Genomic DNA, 14908 nt, shown 5'->3' with positions numbered 1-14908 from the left:
GGCGTGCGGGTCCGTCGGGGCGGGCGCCCCCCCGGGGGCCCCACCCACCCCCCCCCCCTTGGCCCACCGGTTCTACCCGGGGGGGGGCCGGGGCCCGTAAAACCGCACCGGGCCCCGCCTGCTCGGTCGCGCGGAGCCCCGTGCGTGGGCCTCGGCGCCATGGCATGTGACGGCCGCCGTGAACCTGCTCCGGCGGCCGTCAGATGCTCGGCGCGCGGCTGAGATCGACCACACAGAAGATGTTGTCGTCGGGATCCGCGAGGACGACGAAATCCGCGTTCGGCGGGTAGAGATCCCAGTCGACTCTTCTCGCCCCGAGCGCGACGAGACGCTCGACCTCGGCTTCCTGCTCGGCCGTCGTGTCCACGAACAGGTCCAGATGGACCCGGGGGTGCGGCTCGGGCTTCGACTCGCTGAGCATGAGGCCGAGGGCGTGGCCCGACCCGTCGGCGTGGAACAGCGTCCGCCAGGTGTCGCTCTCCCACTCCTGCCCGGACACAAGATTCAGGGCGGACGTCCAGAATTCCTCGGCCCTCGGGAGATCGGTCACGCCGATGACGGTGATGCCTGGTCTGAGCATGGGAAAACCTTAGTCTCGACGGTGCGTGGAACCCCTGATGCCCCGGCTGTGCGCGGCCAAGCCCGGTCGGCCGTGGTCGGCACGGTCCGGCCCCGGCCGGCCCCGCTCTCAGTGCAGCGCGTCGGCCGCCACCCGCAGGTCGGCCAGAAAACCGGCGTACGCCGCCTCTCGGTCGTCGGAGCGCAGAACAGCGGACGGATGGAGCGTGATGAGGACCCTCGCCTGTTCCGCGTCCTTCCGCTCCGTCCCCGGGGGAGGCGGCAGCGGCACCGTGCTCCCCCGGTCCTTCGTCACCCGGAACGTCGGGCCCAGCAGCGAGCGAACGGCGATGGCACCCAGCGCCACCACCATCTCGGGCCGGACCAGGCGCAGTTCGGCGTCGAGCCACGGGCGGCAGGCCGTCATCTCGCGCAGGCTCGGCGGTTTGTGGATACGCCGCCGACCGTGCTCGAAGCGGGTGAACTTGAAATGCTTCACCGCGTTGGTGAGATAGGCCGGCTCCTCGTCCAGCCCGACCTCTCTGAGCGCCCGGCGCAGCAGATGACCGGCCGGGCCGACGAACGGCTCGCCCTGCCGGTCCTCCTGGTCGCCGGGCTCCTCGCCGACGAGCATGAGCCGCGCCGCACTCGTACCCGATCCGAAGACCGTGCCCGTCGCTTCCTCGTAGAGGGGACAGCCGTGGCAGTCGGCGGCCGCCCGCCGGTGTGCGGGTAGCCCGCCACGACCCGGCAGGAAGGGCTCCGCGTCGTACCGCTCGGCGTCGGATCGCTCCGCGTCGGATCGCCCCGCACCGCGCAGCTCGCCGTTCCCGTCGCTGCCGCTCGTGGACGTCATGTTCCGGCTCACCTCCGAGGTCGGCGGGCGGACCGCGGCGCCCACGTCGCCGACCGTAAGGCCGCCCGGCGCGGCCCGCACGGCGAGATGCCGTACGGGCGGGCGGCGGGGCGGGCCCACGCGGGGTGCTCAGTACCGGACGTCGCTCTGGAGCAGGGGCGGGTATACGGCGGACTCGATGCCGTCCACGGTGGTCCCGGCGAACTGGAGCATCGCGCGCGGCTCGCCGTGCATGGGCGCCGGGTAGTCGAGCGTCGGGGCGGAGACCTCGTCCAGGAGGCGCGTCTGCTCCGGGCTCAGCGTGGTCCCGAGGGCGGCGAGGTTGTTCTCCAGGTGCTCCAGCCGGCGGGCCCCCAGGATCGGTACGACGGTGCCCTGCCGGGCCCGCAGCCAGGCGAGGGACACGGCGGCGGAGCTGGTGCCCAGCTCGTCGGCGACGGTGGCGACCTTGTCGATGACGGCGTACTCCTCCTCGCTGGGCCCGCCCACGAACGCGGTGCGCGCGGAGTCGACGACCTCGGCGCCGCGACGGTACTTGCCGGAGAGGAAGCCGTTCTTCAGCGGGCTCCAGGGCACGAGGGCCATGCCCTGGTCCTGTGCCAGCGGGGCGATCTCGCCTTCCACGGTGCGGGCCAGCAGCGAGTACTCCACCTGGAGCGCGATCAACGGGGCCCAGGCCCTGAGCTGGGCCATGGTCTGTGCCTGCGCGGTGACCCACGCGGGGGTGTTGGAGAACCCGATGTAGCGGATCTTGCCGGCCCGTACGAGGTCGTCGAGGGTCCGCATGGTCTCCTCGATCGGGGTACTGCGGTCCCAGTTGTGCATCCAGTACAGGTCCAGATAGTCGGTGCCAAGTCGGCGCAGCGACTCGTCGAGCTGGGCGGTGATCGAGCCCCGGCCCGCGCCGCCGCCGTTGGGGTCCCCCGGGAACATGTTGAAGAAGAACTTCGAGGCCAGCACCACATGCGAGCGCCGTCCCGGACGCGCGGCGAAGAAGTCCCCCAGGATCCTCTCCGAGTGACCGTTGGCGTAGAAGTTCGCGGTGTCGATGAAATTCCCGCCCCGGTCCAGGTAGGAGGCCAGGATCTTCTCCGACTCCTCGACATCGCACCCCGCGCTCCCCGGGTCGTCGCCGAAGGTCATGGCGCCGAGGGCGAGCGGGCTGACGCGGAGTCCCGAGCGGCCGAGAGTGACGTAGTGGTCGAGTGACATGAGCCCCACCTTTGCTGGATGAGCGACAGGAACGAACACCTCCAGGGGACCTCACAGGGGGTGCGCGGGTGTAGACCGATCCGCTCCGACCTTTGCACGATCCTGCCGAGTTCGCCTGTATCAGGCTTGCCGTACTCGGTCGGGAGTGCTTTCGTGGAACGCATGTCCACCATCAATGCGCCGCTCGACGAGCTCAGAACCCTGATCGCCTCCCACGCGCGCCCGGACGGGGGTACGGCGATAGACGGGCTGCTGCTGTCCCGGGTGGAGACGGTCGAGCCGCATCATTCACTGGCCGAGCCGCTCCTGGTGATCATGGCCCAGGGCGGCAAGCGGCTCCTGCTCGGTGACGAGGTCTACGAGTACCGGGCGGGCGAGTATCTGATCGTCACCACCGACCTCCCGGTCAGCGGCCACTTCCTCGGTGCCACCCCCGAACACCCGTCCCTCGGCCTGGGACTGGCGCTACGGCCGGGCGCGATCGCCCCGTTGCTGCTGGAGGGCGCGGCCCAGCGGCGTACGCGCGGGCCCGCCGTACCGCCGGCGATCGCCACCGGGGAGGCCTCCCCCGAACTGCTCGACGCGGCGACCCGGCTGGTGCGGCTGCTCGACCACCCCGCCGATGTGCCGGTACTGGCTCCGCTGATCGAGCGGGAGATCCTCTGGCGGCTGCTCCGCGGACCGCATGGCGGCATGATCCGCCAGATCGGGCTGCCCGACAGCAATCTGACCCATGTCAACCGGGCGGTCCAGTGGATCCGCGACAACTACGCGGAGCCCCTGCGGATCGACGACCTCGCCCGGCTCGCGGGCATGAGCACCTCGGCTTTCCACCGCCACTTCCGCACGATCACCGCCACCAGCCCGCTCCAGTTCCAGAAACGCATCCGGCTCCAGGAGGCCCGCTCCCTGTTGCTGGCCCAGCCGAACGATGTCGCCGGAGCGGGACATCTGGTCGGTTACGACAGCCAGTCCCAGTTCACACGTGAGTACCGCCGTCTCTTCGGCGCACCGCCCGGCCGCGACGCGGCGCGCCTGCACGCCGCCGCCGCCCCGGTGGAAGCCCGCCGACTGCCGTAGCGGGCACGCGCCGGCAGAGGAGTGTACGTTCGTACGCTCTGGCTGTACGCTCGCGCCCATGACTGTTGACGTGCTGCGCCCACCTGTCCCGGCCGAGCGGCAGGCCCGCGCGGCTGTGGCTGTGCTGTTCTTCACCAACGGGGCGCTGTTCGCCAACCTCCTGCCGCGCTTTCCGCAGATCAAGGCGGACCTCGGCATCGGCAACGCGGCCTACGGACTCGCCGTCGCGGCGTTCCCCACGGGCGCCATCGCGGCGGGCCTGGCCGCCGGTGTGCTCGTCCGCCGGCTGGGGTCGGGGCGCGTGGCCGTGATCGGCACGCTGGGCACCGCCGTGGGCGTACTCGCCGCCGGTCTGGCCGACTCCGTGGTGCTCTTCGCGACGGCGCTGTTCCTGGCCGGGGCGATGGACGCGATCACCGATGTGGCGCAGAACGCCCACGGGCTGCGGGTCCAGCGCCGCTACGGCCGCTCCATCATCAACTCCTTCCACGCCATCTGGTCCATCGGCGCGGTCGTCGGAGGATCGATGGCCGCCGCCGCGATCGCGCTCGGACTGTCGCGGGGGCAGCATCTGCTGATATCGGCGGTGGTGTTCGGGATCGCGGCCTGCGTCGCCCTGCGCTTCTGTCTGACCGGGCCGGACACCGAGCCGGCCGGGGAGAAGAGGACGGGCGGTGCGGACGGGGAGCGGGGGCCGGGGCCGGGGCCGGGGCCGGGGAAGCGTACGAGAGTCCGTCCGCGTACCCCGTACGTGCTGGCGGCGCTCGTCCTCATCGCGGCGGCTGGCGCGCTCGTCGAGGACGCCGGCAGTTCCTGGGCGGCGCTGTATCTCTCCGACTCGCTGCACGCCTCGGGGGCGCTCGCGGCCTCCGGCTACATCGCCCTGGTCGGCGCCCAGTTCGTGGGCCGTGTGATCGGCGACAGGCTCGTGGACCGGTACGGGCAGCGTACGGTCGCGCGCTCGGGCGGGCTGATCGCGGCGGTCGGCATGGGCCTGGCGCTGGCCGCGCCCACGGCGACCGGGACGATCCTCGGTTTCGCCGCGGCCGGGTTCGGGGTGGCGACGCTGGTGCCCGCGGCGATGCACGAGGCCGATGAGCTGCCGGGGCTCAAGCCGGGGTCGGGGCTCACGATCGTCTCGTGGCTCATGCGCCTCGGTTTCCTGCTCTCGCCACCGATTGTCGGGCTCGTCGCGGACGCGACCAGTCTGCGGGTGGGTCTGCTGGTGGTGCCCCTCGCCGGACTGCTCGTGATCGTGCTCGGCGGGGTGCTACGGCCAAGGCGGGCGTAGCGGGTACGGCGAGGTGACACGGCCAAGGCGGGGGTGGCCGGCAGATCGGAGGCCCTGGTCCGGAGTGATCCCGACCGATCCCGAGTGATCCCGACCGATCCGTCGGGACAGCCCTCACTTCAAGAACTGTACGAAGGCGGCGGCTCCTCGGTGTACGTTCGCACCTATGCCGATGGATCACCGCGGGCAAGACCCGGACACGGACCTGGGACACGTCGTCGCCGTGGACGGCCCCGCCCGCCCGGTCCGTACCCACTGATCGCGGCGACATGGCCACCGGACACACCGACCCGAGGCGCCGCGAACGTATCATCGCCGCCACCCTCGACCTCATCGCCGAGGAGGGCCTCGCCCGGGTCTCGCACCGTAAAATCGCCGCGCGGGCCGGTGTGCCCCTGGGGTCGATGACGTACCACTTCGGCGGTATGGACGAGTTGCTGCGCGAGGCTTTCGGGCAGTTCACCGATCACATCGTCGCCGTCTTCGACGCCCACCTGTCCGCCCCGGCCGACCGCGACCAGGCCAGGGCGGCTGTCGCCGACCTCGTCCACATCCTGTCGGAGGGGCCCCAGCGCGACCTCGTCCTCACCCAGGAGCTGTACACCCTCGCCGCCCGGCGGCCGGAGTACCGGGAACTCACCCATGAGTGGATGCGGCGCAGCCGCATCCACCTGGAACGGCACTTCGACCCGGACACCGCCCGCCAACTCGACGCCCTCATCGAGGGTTTGGCGCTCCATCGCGCGCTGGCGCGTGAACCGCACGGCCGCGACGTGACGCTTGAGGCCATCACCCGCGTCACTCGCGTCACCGCCGACGAGGGTTGAACGCTGTTTCGGTTTCCCACGTGCTCGCTCAGGAAGCCCGGAAGGCTTCGGGAGCCTCAGAAGTAGTGCTTGCGACCACCGACGGCGCGACCGGTGGCTCCGAGGATCCACAGGAGCGCGCCGATCAGGACGAGCACACCACCGATGGTCGTGAGGAGTGACACGCCGACCGCGAGGCCGATGACGAGCAGAATGACGCCGAGGAGAATCATGAGGTTTCCAATCTCGTGGTGTGCACGATGTGCGACCGCGTTCGGTACGCCCTCCGTGTAACCCCGCGTCCGCCCACCAAACCTCTCCGCGCCGTCAGCCCTTCGCGCCGAAGTCCTGCGTCCAATACTTGTCGTGGTCGGTGCCGCTCCTGCGCACATAGCCGACCCCTATGTGCGTGAGCGCGCAGTTGAGGATGTTGGCCCGGTGGTCCGGCGACTCCATCCAGCTCCTGACCACCTCCGCCGGGCTCTTCTGCCCCGCCGCCACGTTCTCCGCGAGCGACTTCCAGCCGGAGTACCCGGCGTCCTCCGCCCTGGTCTCCATGGTGCTGCCACGCGAGCCCCGGTGGCCGACGAAGTCGTTCTTGGCCATGTCGGTGGAGTGCCGCTGCGCGGCCCGGCCGAGGGCCCCGTCGCTGTTCAGTCCCGAACAGCCGGCCTTGGCGCGTTCCTCATTGGTCAGCTTCACGACGGTGGCCCGCGGCGACCCCGCGGACGCGGCGAGTGTGGTGGACGAAGTGGTGGCCGCGGAGGCGGTGGCCGCGGTCGCGACGGTCAGAACTACGGCCAGACAACGGGGAATCGACAAATCACTCTCCCAGTCGGAACGGAGTGGCGGACGCACCACGCCCCAGGGCTTCACGCCCTCGGTCGTTGACTCAACGACTCCGAACGCCCGGCGATGCGGATGAGTACGAGATGTGGACGAGTCTCGACAACACCGACACACACCCTCGCCCCCGGGAGAGATCTAGACGGGCTGCCCCGCCGGACCGGCGACCGGCGCGGCACCCGATCGGGCCGACAGCGCTCCGCCGATGATCAACGCGCGCCGTCGGGTGAAGAGACGGGGAAGGGTCACGACGAACGCGTTGAGGCGCCCCGAGACCACGCTGGGGCGGCGGCCACGGTCGAGGACACGCATGGCGGTACGGACGACCTGCTCCGGTGTCTCGTAACTGCCCTTGTAGGTGCCACCGCTGAGGGTGTCGAAGAACTCGGTGCGGGTCAGGCCGGGGGCGAGGCAGAGGACGCGCAGCCCCGTCCGGCGGGATTCGTACCACAGCGCCTCGGTGAAGCTGAGCACGAACGCCTTGCCCGCCGAGTAGACCGCCATGCCCGGGTTCGATGTGTAGGCCGCCACGCTCGCGACATTGACGAGGATTCCGGTCCCGGAGGCGCGCAGCGGTTCGATGAACGCGCGCGTGATGTCGACGAGGTTCGCCACGTTCACGTTGATCTCGTCGGTGAGGCGTTCCGGGTCCTCGCCGTGGAAGGTGTTGTCCGTCGCGAAGCCGGCGTTGTTCACCAGGCCGGTGACGGAGATCCCCCGCTCCGCGAGGTCGGCGGCGAGTCTCCGGCCCGCTCGCGGCTCGCTGAGATCGAGGGCGACGGGGGTGGCCCGGATGCCGTGGGCCGCCCGGAGTTCGGCCGCGAGTACCTCAAGGCGGTCGAGCCGTCTGGCCACCAGGACGACATGGGAGCCGCGGCGCGCCAGTTCGCGGGCGAAGGCCGCGCCTATGCCCGAACTCGCGCCGGTGACAAGGGTGGTCTGGTGGGCGTAGTCAATGGGAGTCATGGCTGCACCCTAAGCAGTTGCTTGCACCGAGTGCAATAAGCGAACCGAGTGCGGATGACATAGGGTGAGTGCATGGCCGAACCACCCACCCTTCGCGAGCGCACGCGACGTGCGGTGAAGGCGGAGATCACGGAAACAGCGATGCGTCTCTTCACCGAGAACGGCTTCGAGGCGACGACGGTCGACCAGATCGCCACGGCGTCGGGCATCTCCCGCCGCTCGTTCTTCCACTACTTCGGCAGCAAGGAAGATCTCGTCCTCGGCGACATAGAAGCCCTGGGAGAGTCGGTCCGCGCCGCGCTGGAGGCGCGCCCCGCCGAGGAGTCGGCCTGGGCGGCGATCCGGGCGGCCTTTCTGACCCTCCAGTCGATCAAGGGCCTCCAGGCGGAGCAGCTCACGGTCGCCCGGATGTATCACGAAGTGCCCTCGTTGCGGGCCAGGCAGCTGGAGAAGCATCTGCGCTGGCAGGCACTGCTCGCCCCCGACGTACAGCGCCGCCTCGGTCTGCCCCACTCGGCGACGCCCGATCCCCGGGCCCGCGCCTTCGTCGCGGCGGCACTCGCCTGCCTGGACGCGGCGGTCGACGCGTGGTTCGAGTCCGACGGAACGGCCGACGCCGTTCAGCTCTTCGACGAGGCGGTCGCGGCGCTTCGCGCCTGACGCGCGACGGGGAGGCGCACGGCCGGCGCCGGTGACAGAATCCCCGGCATGGGGTGGACGCGGCTGGGGACGGAAACACTGCACCGGGGACCGTTTCTGACGGTGCGTCGGGACACCGTGCGCAGACCGGACGGGACGGCGGGCGTGTACGAGCACGTCACGGTCTTCGACGGTGTACGGGTCGTGGCGCTGGACACCGACGGGCAGGTCCTGCTGGTCGAGGACGACTTCTACCTCCAGCGCCGGCGGATGGTTCATCTGCCCGGCGGCGGGACGGACGGCCAGGATCCCCACCGGGCCGCCCTGCGGGAGCTGGAGGAGGAGACGGGGCTGACCGCCGCGCGTCTGGACACGCTCGGTGTGATCGATCCGCTGCCCGGTGTCACCAGCGCCCGCACCCATCTCATGCTCGCGACCGATCTGCGGCCGGGCACGATGCGCAGGGACGGGGCGGAGATCGGCATGACGGTCCAGTGGCGTCCGCTGCCCGAGGCCGTCGCGGCGGTGCGTACGGGAGAGATCACCGAGGCCGGAAGTGTGACGGCTCTGCTCCTCGCGTTCCAGACCCGTGACGACCGGCCGTCGGGAGGATGAGGTCACGGGCGTACGGCCCGAGGCGGATCTAGGACGTCTCGATCAGCTCCAGCAGATTGCCCTCCGGGTCGGCGACGTACGCGTAACGCATGCCCGCGCTCACGCCGGGTCCGGGGGACGAGACCCGGGTGGCCCCGCACTCGGCGGTCAGGCGCGTGAACGCGGCGTCCAGATCGGGGACTTGAAGGGCCAGGTGCGTGAAGGTCTGCACGGCGGTGGCGGCGAAGGGGTCGGTGTACGAGGCGGGACTCGACCCGGGCCGTTCGACGAACTCCACGCGCAGGCCCTCCCCGTCGGCGAGGACGACTGTGCGCAGACCCGCCTCCGGCATCTCCAGGCGCTCCTCCACCCGCGTGAACCCGAAGGCATCGCCGTACCAGGCTTCCTGGGCGGAGAGATCGGCGACCGAGAGACTGATGTGGTGGAAACGGACGGCGGTCATGGCTGCTCCCATGGTTAATGATGTTCACCTAGTAAGCGGTGTTAACCTTAACCCATGAACCCTCCCGCCCCGCGGCGCCCCGTCGGCCACCATCACGGGGATCTCCGTAACGCGCTGATACGCGCGGCCCTCGATCTGGTCGGTGAGCGCGGCCCGCACGGCTTCACGCTCGCCGAGGCCAGCCGCCGGGCGGGCGTGAGCGTCGCCGCGCCGTACAAGCACTTCGCCGACCGGGAGACCCTGCTGGCCGAGCTCGCCACACGCGGGTACCGCGAGCAGCGGGCCCGCTTCGCCGTCGCCGTGGGCGGCGGCGAGGACCCCGTGGAACAACTGGCCGCCTTCGCGTCGGCGTACGTCCGCTTCGCGGCCGAGGAGCCGGCCCTGTTCGACATCACCTTCAACGCCGGCCTGGACAAGTCGAGGTTCGCCGAACTGGCGGCGGCCGGCGAGGAGGTGGCGGGCGTACTGCTGCCGGTGGTCCGCCGGCTGACCCCGGACCCGGACGACGCGTTCGACCTGCTGCTCCGTGTCGCCGGTGCCGCGCACGGGCTCGCCGTGTTCCTCCGCCAGGGACTGTTCGGGGTGGGGAACGGCGCCCTCACCGAGACGGAGAGGAGAGCCGCCCGCACGGCCCGGGACATCGCGTGGCGGCGCGACGTCTGACCCGGACGAACGGGGCCCGGGCCGCCTCTCGCTCGCGACCCGGGCCCGTACTTGTTGCGGTGCGGTGCGGTGCGTCAGGAGAGGCCGAGCGGCGCCGCCCGCTCCGGTGCCCCCGGGACGCCGTACAGGCCGCCGTGGGCCTGGAGGTCGTAGAGCGCGCCGATCACGCTTTCGAGGTGCGAGCGCATCTCGTACTCGGCCTTGTCCGCCTTGCCGGCGACGACCGCGTTCACGATGGCGCTGTGCTCCTCGGCGCCCTGCCGGGGGCGGCCCGGCAGCCGCGCGACGCTGAACTGGTAGCGGACGCTGCGGTAGCGGAGCCGGTCCAGTACGTCGACGGCCGTCGCCTGGGCGGCGATCTCTCTGATCGCCTGATGCACCGTCTCGCTGAAATTGCTGTACGCCGTGGTGTCCCCCGCCTCGACGGCCGCCCGCATCCGGGCGTCCAGGCCCCGCAGTTCGGCGCGTTCAGCGGCGGTGGCGCGCTGGGCGGCCTTCGCCGCGCACAACCCCTCGATGACCGCGCGGAGTTCGGTGATCTCCACCGCCTCGGAGATGGAGATGGGACGGACCCGCGCACCCCGGTTGGGCGAGCGCGTGATGAGGCCGTCCGAGTCGAGGACCATCAGGGCCGAGCGCACGGCGCCGCGTGAGACGTCGAACATGGTGGCGAGGTCGTTCTCCACCAGGTGCTGGCCCGGCAGCAGTTCGCCGTGCGCGATGGCCAGACGTACCCGGTCGACGAGGTCGACGGGGGTCTGGGACCGGGACTCGGACTGGGCCTGTTCAAACCGGCTGCTCATCGTGCCCTTCGCTTCTTCCGCCGTCTCTGCCCGGCGAGGGGACGCCCGTCACGTGACCGTGCGGGGCGCCGTCGGTGCCACGGGCCTGCCCCGCGGCCGTACGACCGTCGCCGGCGACTCTCTCCTGGGGATGGGTGGCGAGCGGCTCCACCGTCACCTCCAGCCAGGGGAACATCGGCAACGAGGACAGGGTGTCATGCAGATGCGTCGCGTCCCGGCATTCGTACAGGCCCACGGTGCCGGGCCGGCCCGGGGTCCGCCAGAGCTTTTTGAGCACACCCTCGGCCCGGAGCTCCATGGCTCTGGCGCGTTCCGCCGCTCGTAGCCGCTCCCGTTCGGCGGTGGTCATCTCCGCCGGGACCCGGTTCTCGGTGTGTACCAGCCATTCCATGTCGGTTTCCTTGCCTCGGAGTTGCGTGCGGGGCCGCGGGCGCCGCGGGTCAGGAACCGTCCCCCTCTTCCCCCTCGTACATGAGCAGCGCGGCGAGTTGTTCCGGCGCCGTCACCATCGCCTCGTGTCCGGTGGCCAGTTGCCGGACGTCCCAGCCCAGGGCGCGGGCCCGGTCCGCGAACGGGGCGAACACCCCGAGCCAGTCGGTGCAGTCGATGTACCGTCCGGGCACCGACGCCGCCTTCGCGCCCACCCGCACCGGTTCCAGGTACGTCGCCCAGGGGTGCGGTGTCAGACGGGGCGTCAGCCAGGCCACGTCCGCCTCGTCGGTGACGCCGAGGGTGGTCAGCGAGCGCGGCGGGATCAGCCAGCCGAACCCGGCGTCGCGGACCGACTCCCGGTAGTGGGCGGCCACTTGGGGCGGCAGCAGGTCGATGGCGGCCTCACCGTCCTCGGGGACGAAGCCGTCCAGATGGATCCGGGCCGCGAGCCGCTCCGGACGCAGCTCGGCGACCGACGCGACGACCTGCCCCCCGTAGCTGTGCCCCACCAGACGCACTTCGGTGAGGTCGTAGGTGTCCAGGAGCCGGACGACATCCTCCACATGGGTGCCCAGTCCGGTGTGCGGGCCGAGCAGATGGGCCCGGTCGCTGACGCCGGTGAGCGTGGGCGTGTGCACCTCGTGGCCGGCGGCGCGCAGCAGTGGGGCGACGCGTCCCCAGCACCAACCGCCGTGCCAGGCACCGGACACCAGCACGTAGATCACAGCCCACATCCCTTCGAGCGACAGAGCCGACCTGGATGGTCAACGACTCTTCGAGAAGGATTGTTGCCAATCATGGGGACGTTGTCCAGTGCTCCAACACCGCATGAAATAGGGCAAACCATCAGGTAAGAGAGGGGTTCAAGGCATGCGTAAGTCCGGTGAATTTCTCCTTGACGACAAAATTGTTAACGATTAATGTGCCGCGAGTCAGGTGACCTACGACACTCGAATCCCCCGGAGTCAAGGCCCGATGAAGCTTCCCGTCAGTACCCTCGCCGCCGTCACCACCGGCCGGCGCACGACCGAGCTGCGTACGCTGCCCGTGCCCCGGGTCGGCGAGGACGACGCGCTGTTGAGGGTGGAGGCGGCCGGGGTCTGTGGTTCGGACGTCGTCGCCTACGACACCGACGGGCTGCCCGAGCGGGTCATGGGACACGAGAACGTCGGCACGATCGTGGCCGTCGGCACGGGGGCCGCCCGGCGTTGGGGTGTCGCCGAGGGCGACCGGGTGGCCGTGGAGGAGTATCTGCCCTGCGGGCACTGCCGGTTCTGCCGGACGTCCGAGTTCCGGCTCTGTCTCGGCTCCGATCCCTCGCACGACCCCACGGCGCTCCGTTACGGGACGACGCCGCTCGCGACCGGATCGGGGCTGTGGGGCGGCTTCAGCCAGTATCTGAGCCTGCACGAGCGCTCCGTCCTGCACCGGGTGCCGGACGGGGTGCCGAGCGAACTGGCCGCCATGGCGCTGCCGATCGCCAACGGTTACGAGTGGGCCTACCGCGAGGGCGGCGCCGGGCCCGGGAAGACCGTCGTGGTCATCGGGCCGGGCCAGCAGGGCCTCGGCTGCGTCCTCGCCTCCCATGTGGCCGGCGCGGCGGCCGTCGTGGCCGTGGGACTGGGCAGGGACGCCCACCGGCTGGAGGTGGCACGCCGACTCGGGGCCACCCACACCGTCTGCGCCGATGACGTCGACGTGATCGAGGAGGTCTCCCGCATCACGGGCGGCGAACTCGCCGACGTGGTCGTGGACACGGCGGCCGGCTCCGCGGCGACCGTCAACCAGGCCGTCGCGCTGGCCCGTAAGCGCGGCACCGTCGTCACGGCCGTCAGCTCGCGCGAACCGCTCGACGGTGTGCGGTTCGGCCAGATCTCACGCAAGTACCTCACCGTCCGCGGAGTGCGCGGACACAGCTACGAGGCAGTCGAGAGCGCCCTGGAGCTGATGGCCACCGAGCGGTACGCCATCGGCGCCATGTCCTCCATGACCGTCGGGCTCGACGGCGTCCACGACGCCGTTCTCGGCACGGCCGGGGAGCTCGCCAAGCCCGTCATCCACGCCACGGTCCTTCCCTGGGGCGACCGCGGCGACGAGTTCTGAGCGTTCTGACCTGCTGATCGTGCCGATCAGGGGCCAGGAAGGAGCGATATGCGTATCACGACAGAGATGAACGAACGCCTCACCCGGGTCTCCGCGGGAACCCCCATGGGGGAGGTCTTCCGCAGCTACTGGATACCCGCCGTGCTCGCCGCCGACATCGCCGAGCCGGACAGCCCGCCGGTGCGGGTACGGCTGCTCGGCGAGGACCTGGTGGCGTTCCGCGACTCGGCGGGAGACGTCGGGCTGCTCGACGCGCACTGCCCGCACCGGCGCGCGCCGCTGTTCTTCGGCAGGAACGAGGAGTGCGGACTGCGCTGCGTGTACCACGGCTGGAAGTTCGACGTGCACGGCAACTGCGTCGACGCGCCTTCCGAGCCGCCGGAGTCCCAGTTCCGTTTCCGCGTCGGGACCCTGTCGTACCCGACGCACGAGGCGGGCGGGATCGTCTGGACGTACATGGGACCCATCGACCGGATGCCGGAGCCGCCCGACTACGAGTGGCTGCGCGCGCCCGCCACCCATCTCGGGGTCTCCCAGGCCAACGAGCCGTGCAACTACCTCCAGGCCATCGAGGGCGGCATCGACACCGCCCACTCGTCGTTCGCGCACAACAACGATCTGAGCAACACCTCTCACCTGCGCGCGCTCGACACCCACCCGAGGCTCGAAGTGGACGTCGCCGACCACGGGTTCACCTACGCCAGCCTGCGCAGGATCGGCGGTGGCCGGATCTATCTGCGGACCTACCAGTTCGCGATGCCGTTCATGCAGATCCGCGGCGGGCTCATCACCTGGCAGGGCGACCCGGCCCCGTACCCGGTGCTCCACGGCCATGTGTGGGTGCCGATCGACGACGAGAACACGGCCGTGTACAACTTCGCGCACTCCGCCGACCCCGGGCAGCCGATGGAGCCCGGCTGGTTCGAGGAGCACGAGGACGAGATGGGCCGCGGGCCCCGCCACTTCGCCGACGGCACCCACTGGCTGGTGCGCAACCCCGGCAACGACTACCTCATCGACCGTGAGGTGCAGCGGACCCGCACCTTCACCGGCGTCGAGGGCGTGAACACCCAGGACTACGCCATCCAGACCGGGATGGGCCGCATCGTCGACCGCAGCAGGGAGGCCCTCGGCTCGACCGACCTGGCGATCTCCACCGCGCGCAGGCTGCTGCTCGAAGCGACGGACGAGGTGGCCGCGGGCCTTCCCGCGCGCGGCTCCGATCCCGCGTCGCACCGGGCGGTACGGGCCGGCGACATCCTCATGGACGCCGAAGAGGACTGGCGGGAGATGTCGAAGGACGTACGGGAGGCGCGTTTCTGAGCGCGCCGCGGCCCCGCCCGGGCGCGGTTCCGGCAAAGGAAACCGGCAAGCGAAACCGGCAAGGAAAGCAGGACAGGACACCATGCTCGAATACAAGGTCGTCGACATCCGTGCGACCGGCAGGACCCCGGAGACCGTCGGCGCCGACATGGAGAAGGCGCTCAACGACGCCGCCGCGGAGGGCTGGATCTACCGCGACACGCGGCCGATCATCTACAACTCCTCCACGACGGGCTACTTCCTCGTCCTCTTCGACCGGGAGAGGAGCTAGCC

At 70.8% G+C, this 14908-nt stretch carries 19 protein-coding genes; 9 read left to right on the top strand and 10 right to left on the bottom strand.

Annotated features, from left to right (window positions below):
- Positions 1-199: 199 nt before the first annotated feature.
- From ACFWU9_RS26285 to ACFWU9_RS26275, 3 genes are all read right to left on the bottom strand, one after another.
- Positions 200-580 carry a VOC family protein gene (locus ACFWU9_RS26285; RefSeq protein ID WP_384322541.1) on the bottom strand — a complete coding sequence of 127 codons (381 nt, stop codon included), beginning with the start codon at positions 578-580 and terminating at the stop codon, positions 200-202.
- 108 nt (positions 581-688) lie between these two features.
- Positions 689-1414, bottom strand: a complete 726-nt coding sequence (locus ACFWU9_RS26280; protein WP_384322539.1) for a UdgX family uracil-DNA binding protein — start codon at positions 1412-1414, stop codon at positions 689-691.
- A gap of 129 nt (positions 1415-1543) precedes the next feature.
- Positions 1544-2626, bottom strand: a complete 1083-nt coding sequence (locus ACFWU9_RS26275; protein WP_384322537.1) for an aldo/keto reductase — start codon at positions 2624-2626, stop codon at positions 1544-1546.
- A 162-nt stretch (positions 2627-2788) separates the two neighbouring features.
- Between ACFWU9_RS26275 and ACFWU9_RS26270 the strand changes: the two genes are divergently transcribed.
- From ACFWU9_RS26270 to ACFWU9_RS26260, 3 genes are all read left to right on the top strand, one after another.
- The gene (locus ACFWU9_RS26270) at positions 2789-3706 is read left to right on the top strand and encodes an AraC family transcriptional regulator N-terminal domain-containing protein (RefSeq protein WP_384322535.1); all 918 of its coding nucleotides are present in this window, start codon (positions 2789-2791) and stop codon (positions 3704-3706) included.
- A 58-nt stretch (positions 3707-3764) separates the two neighbouring features.
- Complete coding sequence (locus ACFWU9_RS26265) at positions 3765-4997, top strand: MFS transporter (RefSeq protein WP_384322533.1); 1233 nt, start codon at positions 3765-3767, stop codon at positions 4995-4997.
- A 269-nt stretch (positions 4998-5266) separates the two neighbouring features.
- Positions 5267-5824 carry a TetR/AcrR family transcriptional regulator gene (locus tag ACFWU9_RS26260; protein WP_384322531.1) on the top strand — a complete coding sequence of 186 codons (558 nt, stop codon included), beginning with the start codon at positions 5267-5269 and terminating at the stop codon, positions 5822-5824.
- Between the two features lie 56 nt (positions 5825-5880).
- Here the strand turns inward: ACFWU9_RS26260 and ACFWU9_RS26255 are convergent, their stop codons facing one another.
- From ACFWU9_RS26255 to ACFWU9_RS26245, 3 genes are all read right to left on the bottom strand, one after another.
- Positions 5881-6036, bottom strand: a complete 156-nt coding sequence (locus tag ACFWU9_RS26255; RefSeq protein ID WP_384322529.1) for a hypothetical protein — start codon at positions 6034-6036, stop codon at positions 5881-5883.
- A 94-nt stretch (positions 6037-6130) separates the two neighbouring features.
- Positions 6131-6625, bottom strand: coding sequence for a CAP domain-containing protein (locus ACFWU9_RS26250; RefSeq protein ID WP_384322526.1), 495 nt, complete (start codon positions 6623-6625; stop codon positions 6131-6133).
- A 162-nt stretch (positions 6626-6787) separates the two neighbouring features.
- Entirely contained in the window at positions 6788-7615 is an 828-nt protein-coding gene (locus ACFWU9_RS26245) for an SDR family NAD(P)-dependent oxidoreductase (protein WP_384322524.1), read from the bottom strand.
- Positions 7616-7687: 72 nt separating this feature from the next.
- Here ACFWU9_RS26245 and ACFWU9_RS26240 point away from each other — a divergent pair, with 72 nt between their 5' ends.
- Both ACFWU9_RS26240 and ACFWU9_RS26235 read left to right on the top strand, forming a co-directional pair.
- Positions 7688-8275 carry a TetR/AcrR family transcriptional regulator gene (locus ACFWU9_RS26240; protein ID WP_384322522.1) on the top strand — a complete coding sequence of 196 codons (588 nt, stop codon included), beginning with the start codon at positions 7688-7690 and terminating at the stop codon, positions 8273-8275.
- Between the two features lie 102 nt (positions 8276-8377).
- Positions 8378-8869, top strand: a complete 492-nt coding sequence (locus ACFWU9_RS26235; protein ID WP_384322520.1) for an NUDIX domain-containing protein — start codon at positions 8378-8380, stop codon at positions 8867-8869.
- A 28-nt stretch (positions 8870-8897) separates the two neighbouring features.
- On the opposite strand, the gene ACFWU9_RS26230 is transcribed toward ACFWU9_RS26235, so the two are convergent.
- Positions 8898-9311: a VOC family protein gene (locus ACFWU9_RS26230; protein ID WP_384322518.1), complete on the bottom strand. Its 414-nt coding sequence runs from the start codon at positions 9309-9311 to the stop codon at positions 8898-8900.
- 54 nt (positions 9312-9365) lie between these two features.
- Here ACFWU9_RS26230 and ACFWU9_RS26225 point away from each other — a divergent pair, with 54 nt between their 5' ends.
- Positions 9366-9974 (top strand): TetR/AcrR family transcriptional regulator, encoded by a 609-nt coding sequence (locus tag ACFWU9_RS26225; protein WP_384322516.1) that lies wholly within the window; start codon positions 9366-9368, stop codon positions 9972-9974.
- Positions 9975-10048: 74 nt separating this feature from the next.
- On the opposite strand, the gene ACFWU9_RS26220 is transcribed toward ACFWU9_RS26225, so the two are convergent.
- From ACFWU9_RS26220 to ACFWU9_RS26210, 3 genes are read right to left on the bottom strand one after another with little or no spacing between them, the layout of a single operon-like run.
- Positions 10049-10777, bottom strand: coding sequence for a GntR family transcriptional regulator (locus ACFWU9_RS26220; protein WP_384322514.1), 729 nt, complete (start codon positions 10775-10777; stop codon positions 10049-10051).
- Positions 10761-11168: a muconolactone Delta-isomerase gene (locus ACFWU9_RS26215; protein WP_384322512.1), complete on the bottom strand. Its 408-nt coding sequence runs from the start codon at positions 11166-11168 to the stop codon at positions 10761-10763. The genes ACFWU9_RS26220 and ACFWU9_RS26215 overlap by 17 nt, the downstream gene beginning before the upstream one ends.
- Before the next feature lie 49 nt (positions 11169-11217).
- Positions 11218-11943, bottom strand: coding sequence for an alpha/beta fold hydrolase (locus tag ACFWU9_RS26210; RefSeq protein ID WP_384322510.1), 726 nt, complete (start codon positions 11941-11943; stop codon positions 11218-11220).
- Positions 11944-12184: 241 nt separating this feature from the next.
- Here ACFWU9_RS26210 and ACFWU9_RS26205 point away from each other — a divergent pair, with 241 nt between their 5' ends.
- From ACFWU9_RS26205 to ACFWU9_RS26195, 3 genes are all read left to right on the top strand, one after another.
- On the top strand, positions 12185-13312 hold the full coding sequence (locus ACFWU9_RS26205; protein WP_384322508.1) for a zinc-binding dehydrogenase: 1128 nt from the start codon (positions 12185-12187) through the stop codon (positions 13310-13312).
- 48 nt (positions 13313-13360) lie between these two features.
- Positions 13361-14635, top strand: coding sequence for a Rieske 2Fe-2S domain-containing protein (locus ACFWU9_RS26200; protein WP_384322506.1), 1275 nt, complete (start codon positions 13361-13363; stop codon positions 14633-14635).
- Between the two features lie 82 nt (positions 14636-14717).
- Positions 14718-14906, top strand: a complete 189-nt coding sequence (locus tag ACFWU9_RS26195; protein ID WP_384322504.1) for a hypothetical protein — start codon at positions 14718-14720, stop codon at positions 14904-14906.
- Positions 14907-14908: the final 2 nt, after the last annotated feature.

This window comes from Streptomyces sp. NPDC058653, assembly GCF_042716895.1.
GTDB lineage: Bacteria > Actinomycetota > Actinomycetes > Streptomycetales > Streptomycetaceae > Streptomyces.
Note: the sequence above shows the minus strand (reverse complement) of the source record. Positions and strands in the feature narration are given on the sequence as shown.

What these genes read in the sequence shown, in the direction of transcription:
- ACFWU9_RS26285 (WP_384322541.1), bottom strand. Translation starts at nt 580, where the DNA reads ATGCTCAGACCAGGCATCACCGTCATCGGCGTGACCGATCTCCCGAGG.
- ACFWU9_RS26280 (WP_384322539.1), bottom strand. Translation starts at nt 1,414, where the DNA reads ATGACGTCCACGAGCGGCAGCGACGGGAACGGCGAGCTGCGCGGTGCG.
- ACFWU9_RS26275 (WP_384322537.1), bottom strand. Translation starts at nt 2,626, where the DNA reads ATGTCACTCGACCACTACGTCACTCTCGGCCGCTCGGGACTCCGCGTC.
- ACFWU9_RS26270 (WP_384322535.1), top strand. Translation starts at nt 2,789, where the DNA reads ATGTCCACCATCAATGCGCCGCTCGACGAGCTCAGAACCCTGATCGCC.
- ACFWU9_RS26265 (WP_384322533.1), top strand. Translation starts at nt 3,765, where the DNA reads ATGACTGTTGACGTGCTGCGCCCACCTGTCCCGGCCGAGCGGCAGGCC.
- ACFWU9_RS26260 (WP_384322531.1), top strand. Translation starts at nt 5,267, where the DNA reads ATGGCCACCGGACACACCGACCCGAGGCGCCGCGAACGTATCATCGCC.
- ACFWU9_RS26255 (WP_384322529.1), bottom strand. Translation starts at nt 6,036, where the DNA reads ATGATTCTCCTCGGCGTCATTCTGCTCGTCATCGGCCTCGCGGTCGGC.
- ACFWU9_RS26245 (WP_384322524.1), bottom strand. Translation starts at nt 7,615, where the DNA reads ATGACTCCCATTGACTACGCCCACCAGACCACCCTTGTCACCGGCGCG.
- ACFWU9_RS26240 (WP_384322522.1), top strand. Translation starts at nt 7,688, where the DNA reads ATGGCCGAACCACCCACCCTTCGCGAGCGCACGCGACGTGCGGTGAAG.
- ACFWU9_RS26230 (WP_384322518.1), bottom strand. Translation starts at nt 9,311, where the DNA reads ATGACCGCCGTCCGTTTCCACCACATCAGTCTCTCGGTCGCCGATCTC.
- ACFWU9_RS26225 (WP_384322516.1), top strand. Translation starts at nt 9,366, where the DNA reads ATGAACCCTCCCGCCCCGCGGCGCCCCGTCGGCCACCATCACGGGGAT.
- ACFWU9_RS26220 (WP_384322514.1), bottom strand. Translation starts at nt 10,777, where the DNA reads ATGAGCAGCCGGTTTGAACAGGCCCAGTCCGAGTCCCGGTCCCAGACC.
- ACFWU9_RS26215 (WP_384322512.1), bottom strand. Translation starts at nt 11,168, where the DNA reads ATGGAATGGCTGGTACACACCGAGAACCGGGTCCCGGCGGAGATGACC.
- ACFWU9_RS26210 (WP_384322510.1), bottom strand. Translation starts at nt 11,943, where the DNA reads ATGTGGGCTGTGATCTACGTGCTGGTGTCCGGTGCCTGGCACGGCGGT.
- ACFWU9_RS26205 (WP_384322508.1), top strand. Translation starts at nt 12,185, where the DNA reads ATGAAGCTTCCCGTCAGTACCCTCGCCGCCGTCACCACCGGCCGGCGC.
- ACFWU9_RS26200 (WP_384322506.1), top strand. Translation starts at nt 13,361, where the DNA reads ATGCGTATCACGACAGAGATGAACGAACGCCTCACCCGGGTCTCCGCG.
- ACFWU9_RS26195 (WP_384322504.1), top strand. Translation starts at nt 14,718, where the DNA reads ATGCTCGAATACAAGGTCGTCGACATCCGTGCGACCGGCAGGACCCCG.